Below are 5,402 nucleotides of genomic sequence, written 5' to 3' on the forward strand. Positions count from 1 at the left end.
TATTGAAGGCAATGTAGCTTTTGAAAAAGGCGGAAATGCTTATATGGGAATTGAAGAACATTGTGCAACTTGCGGAGGACATTTAGGCCATGTTTTTAATGATGGCCCGAAAGCCACCACAGGAAAACGCCATTGTATCAATGGTGTTGCGTTGGAGTTTGTTCCTAATAAATAAAACTTCCCGATAGTTTATAAGGCTTTAACTATTAGTAATTATCACAATTACCCAACTCTTAATATAATTTAAATGATCATGTCTTTTGACCTATTTAAAAAGTTAAGATATTACGCATAAGTTTTAAAATCATGAATTGACTTCATTAAAATAGTTTTAATCAGGAAAATTATCATGAATTTCAATAGCAAAAACGTTGTTATAACTTAATTTATTTTTTGTAAGTTGCAGGTTATAACTAACATTTTATAATACTAACCCACTAAAAATTGAAGATTCTTATGATTAATTTTGATTTTAGCATTCTAAGCCAACCCCTTAGAAATTACCTCAACTCGGTTAAAGCTAGCTATCAAAGCTTTAAAACCGACAATCAGACATCCTATTTTTTAAATATTGCAGCATACAGCAATACCACTTGCCAATCAATTCTACCCAAAAGATTATCCTTTCTTTTGGTTTCATTCCTAGCTATGGGATTGCAGGCACAAGAAAAGCCCATGGCATTTAAAGGCGCACTCGTTTACACTGTTGCGGGGGACCCAATAGAAAATGGTGTTTTGGTGGTGCACAAAGGAAAAATTGTAAGTGTAGGAAAAGAAGGAAGCTCCATTCCATCTGGTGCCACTGTTGTAGATGTCACCGGAAAAATAATTATGCCTGGTATTGTGGACACCCACTCACATCTTGGCGGACCAGCAGGCGGTGATGCATCGGCCGCTTTAAATCCGGAAACACGAGCCTTAGATGCCGTCAACCCTACCAGTGATGGTTTTAAAAAAGCATTGGCGGGAGGCATTACCACCATCAACGTGATGCCCGGAAGTGGTCATTTGATGAGCGGCCAAACACTTTATATCAAAATGAGAGAAGGAACCGTTATTGACGATCTTCTAATCACCAATGAAAAAGGAGTTTATGGCGGAATGAAAATGGCCAACGGTACCAATCCCATGCGTACTACAGCAGGTGCATTTCCCGGCACCAGATCAAAAAGTGCTGCTATGGCAAGAGAGCTATTTGTAAAAGCTCAAGAATATAAAAACAAAATTGAAAAAGCTGGAAATGACGCTTCAAAAATGCCAGAAAGAGATCTAAAAATGGAGCCCCTGGTAGAAATTTTAGAAGGAAAACGCGTGGTGCATTTTCATACCCATAAAGCATTGGACATTCTGACGGCCATAAGGATAAGTCAGGAATTTGGATTTAAACCTGTGCTCCACCACGTCAGTGAAGCCGTTGCAGCTGCCGATGAAATTGCTGCTGCAGGTTTGAGGGCTTCTATCATTCACCTAGATTCACACGGCGGGAAAATGGAAGCTATGGGAATACGCATAGAAAACGGTGCAGCACTCGAAAAAGCAGGTGTTGAGGTCGCTATCCATACTGATGACGGCGTTACCGATTCGAGATTATTGATCCGTTCGGCAACCATGATGGTCAAAGGAGGAATGAGCAAAAATAAAGCGATCGAGGCCTTAACCATTACAGGTGCAAAAATGCTGGATTTGGGCAGCCGCGTAGGATCATTGGAAAAAGGAAAAGATGCCGATTTTATTATCTTGAGCGGCGATCCTTTCAGCATTTATACCAAAGTGGAACAAACTTGGGTAGAAGGTAATAAACGTTATGATATTTCTAATCCTGACGATAAGGCATTCTTAACGGGAGGTTATGATGTTTACTCTCCAATTCGGGCGGAAATGCACCATCACGAAGGAGCAACTGATTAATGCCCAAAATCCATCTCATCCATTTAATAATTAGAAATTATAATCATGAATAAATTTATAATCACACTTTTAATGCTTTCTGCCTCATGTCTGGTAAAAGCACAAATCGCCATTAAAGCAGAAACGATTCATACCGTTTCTGGCAAACCGATAAAAAACGGAGTTGTTCTTGTCAAAAACGGCAAAATAGAAAATGTTGGCACTGGGCTTTCAATTCCTTCCGGATATAAAATTTACGAAACCAAAGTCGTGACTCCTGGATTGATAGATTCACGAAGTCTTGTGGGAATTTCCGGTGCACTCAACATTCCAACCGACCAAGATCAATTGGACAAAACCAGTCCAATTCAGCCAGAACTTAGAGCTATAGACGCCTATAATCCTGATGAATCACTTGTTGAGGTCCTGAGAGACCATGGTATCACCACCATCCACACAGGACATGGCGTAGGCGCTTTGGTAAGTGGCCAGACCATGATTGCTAAAACAAAAGCCGGAACGGCAGAATCGGTAACCATACAACCGATGACCATGCTGGCAATGACTTTAGAACCTTCCGTAGGACGCAATTTCTCTTCCCCTGGAACAAGTGCCAAACAAATGGCCATGATTCGTGCCGAATTGATCAAAGCTCAAGCTTATCAGAAAAAACAGGAAGATAAGGATGAGAGCAAAAGGCCGGCGAAAGACCTAAAGCTAGAAGCACTTTCCAAAATGCTGAAAGGCGATGTAAAAGCATTGATAACCGTTAACGCCAGCAAAGACATTATGACAGCCATAAGACTTGCCAAAGAGTTTAATTTGAAACTTGTGCTAAACGGTGCAGCAGAAGCCTATCGTTTGATTCCACAAATCAAAGAAGCTAAAGCGGAAGTCATACTGCATGCCACCATGGCACGTAACGGTGGCGACATGGTAAATATGACCAGAGAGAGCGCAGCACTGTTAACTGCCGCAGGTATTCCTGTTAGTATTGAGGGAGGCTATGAATCCTATGTTCCAAAAACGCGAATCGTCCTATTTGAGGCAGGACAAGCCATGGTCCACGGACTGTCTTTTGACGAAGCCTTAAAAACAATTACTCTAAATCCGGCAAAATTACTGGGCATTGACCAACGCGTTGGAAGTATCGAAAAAGGAAAAGATGCCGATCTTGTTCTGTTTGATGGTGATCCTTTCGAGTATTTGACCACTATAAATACCGTTTTTATTGATGGCGAAGTAGTGTCAGGACGATAATATCATATTTTTATCTTATTGAACGGAAGCGCACAGACTTATTGAAAACCCAAAAATCCTTGTAATTAAAATAGTTACAAGGATTTTTTATTTAGGATAAATTGATTATCCTTTCCTAAAACAAATAAGTCAAAACACTATGGTTTTTTATCCAAATTCAACTGCTGCCCTTAATATCTTGATTGAATTAAGACCATAAGTCCAAGTTTACTAAAACTATTGTTTTTTGATTTTTCTAATTCGTTATATAAAATTTACTTTTTGTACCTTCGTAGCTTCTAATCACGATTAATAAATTCTCATGAGTAAATACGATATCATTGTTCTTGGAAGTGGCCCTGGTGGTTACGTAACTGCTATTAGAGCATCACAATTAGGATTTAAAACTGCCATTGTTGAAAAAGAAAGTCTTGGTGGTGTTTGTTTAAACTGGGGGTGTATTCCAACCAAAGCTTTGCTGAAATCGGCAGAGGTTTTTGAATATCTTAAACATGCCGAAAATTATGGCCTTTCTGTTAAGGAAGCCGACAGAGATTTTGCAGCTGTTGTAAAACGCAGCCGCGATGTTGCTGGAGGCATGAGTAAAGGTGTTCAGTTTTTGCTAAGAAAAAACAAAATTGACGTTATTGAAGGCTTTGGTAAACTTAAAGCTGGAAAAAAAGTTGACGTCGATGGAAAAGAATACAGTGCCGACCATATTATTGTTGCCACTGGTGCAAGATCAAGAGAGCTGCCAAGCTTAAAACAAGATGGCAAAAAAGTAATTGGCTATAGAGAAGCCTTGACTTTAAACGAACAGCCTAAAAAGATGATCGTAGTAGGATCGGGTGCTATTGGTGTAGAGTTTGCTTTTTTCTATAACTCCATGGGCACCGATGTGACGATTGTTGAATATTTACCAAATATTGTTCCGGTTGAAGATGAAGACGTTTCAAAACAATTGGAAAAATCGTTCAAAAAAGCAGGTATCAAGATCATGACCTCATCGGAAGTTACTCAAGTTGACACATCTGGAAACGGTGTCGTCGCTACCATTAAAACTGCCAAGGGTGAAGAAACTCTTGAAGCAGACATCATTCTTTCGGCCGTAGGTATCAAATCTAATATTGAAAACATAGGTTTGGAAGATGTTGGTATTGCCGTTGATAGAGATAAAATTCTAGTAAACAGTTATTACCAAACCAATATTCCTGGTTATTATGCCATTGGTGATGTTGTACCTGGCCAAGCACTTGCACACGTTGCATCGGCAGAAGGTATTTTATGTGTAGAAAAAATTGCTGGACTAAATGTAGAAGCTTTAGATTACGGAAACATTCCGGGTTGTACTTATGCCACTCCAGAAATTGCAAGCGTTGGATTGACCGAAAAACAAGCCAAAGAAAAAGGCTACGACATTAAAGTTGGTAAATTTCCATTTTCTGCCTCAGGAAAAGCAAGTGCTTCTGGTGCCACCGATGGATTTGTGAAAGTTATTTTTGATGCCAAATATGGTGAGTGGTTGGGCTGCCATATGGTTGGATCTGGTGTAACGGATATGATTGCCGAAGCTGTTTTAGGCCGAAAACTGGAAACTACAGGACATGAAGTACTAAAAACTGTGCATCCACACCCTACCATGAGTGAAGCTGTTATGGAAGCCGTTGCTGCTGCTTATGGAGAAGTCATCCATTTATAATAAAATCAACTTAAAATTATAGTGGTTTTTTAAAACTACAAATTTTTATAAGAAAAAAGGGCCTGAAATTATTCAAGCCCTTTTGTTTTGAAAATAAATTAAAATCCCCCTAAATTTATTGTTCAAAACCTAATTTCTAAATCTCAGGTAACTTCTCATTAAAAAAACGATCATAACTTGTGCTTAACCTTTTGCTCAAGTTTAACACCTTCGCGATAATGGGACTTTACGGTATGATTTGTAAGTTTTACATTTTTCTCTAAAATGTCCCTATATTCATTGAACGAATTTTTAATATCTTTTAATACCCTAAAATTCAGTATAGAAAATAAGATGACACCAAATATTAAAATCCTTAAGTAAATTATATATATATTATCAATTATATAAGCGTAACACATTATGAGGGCTGGGTTTATTATTAAGACACCGTCAAGCCTAATAAGTCACATAAATATTGAAAAGAATTTGAGTTATTTAATCTACAATTTCTATTCGGTTGTTAGCGATATACTTAATGGGATATACTACTTTAGAATTTTCAAATTTGACCAATAAACTTATATTGTCTATGGCA

At 38.3% G+C, this 5,402-nt stretch carries 4 protein-coding genes; all 4 read left to right on the forward strand.

From position 1 onward, the window contains the following. A partial coding sequence (locus tag VNJ50_RS04370) for a peptide-methionine (R)-S-oxide reductase (protein ID WP_325579420.1) occupies positions 1 to 175 on the forward strand: 175 nt, incomplete at its 5' end. 281 nt (positions 176 to 456) lie between these two features. Further along, positions 457 to 1,908 (forward strand): amidohydrolase family protein, encoded by a 1,452-nt coding sequence (locus VNJ50_RS04375; RefSeq protein WP_325579414.1) that lies wholly within the window; start codon positions 457 to 459, stop codon positions 1,906 to 1,908. A gap of 45 nt (positions 1,909 to 1,953) precedes the next feature. Further along, positions 1,954 to 3,147, forward strand: a complete 1,194-nt coding sequence (locus VNJ50_RS04380) for an amidohydrolase family protein (RefSeq protein WP_325579416.1) — start codon at positions 1,954 to 1,956, stop codon at positions 3,145 to 3,147. Between the two features lie 301 nt (positions 3,148 to 3,448). Then, positions 3,449 to 4,825 (forward strand): dihydrolipoyl dehydrogenase, encoded by a 1,377-nt coding sequence (lpdA, locus tag VNJ50_RS04385; protein ID WP_325579418.1) that lies wholly within the window; start codon positions 3,449 to 3,451, stop codon positions 4,823 to 4,825. The last annotated feature ends 577 nt before the right edge of the window (positions 4,826 to 5,402 follow it).

The sequence above is a fragment of the Gelidibacter sp. genome (assembly GCF_035577925.1).
Classification (GTDB): Bacteria; Bacteroidota; Bacteroidia; order Flavobacteriales; family Flavobacteriaceae; genus Gelidibacter.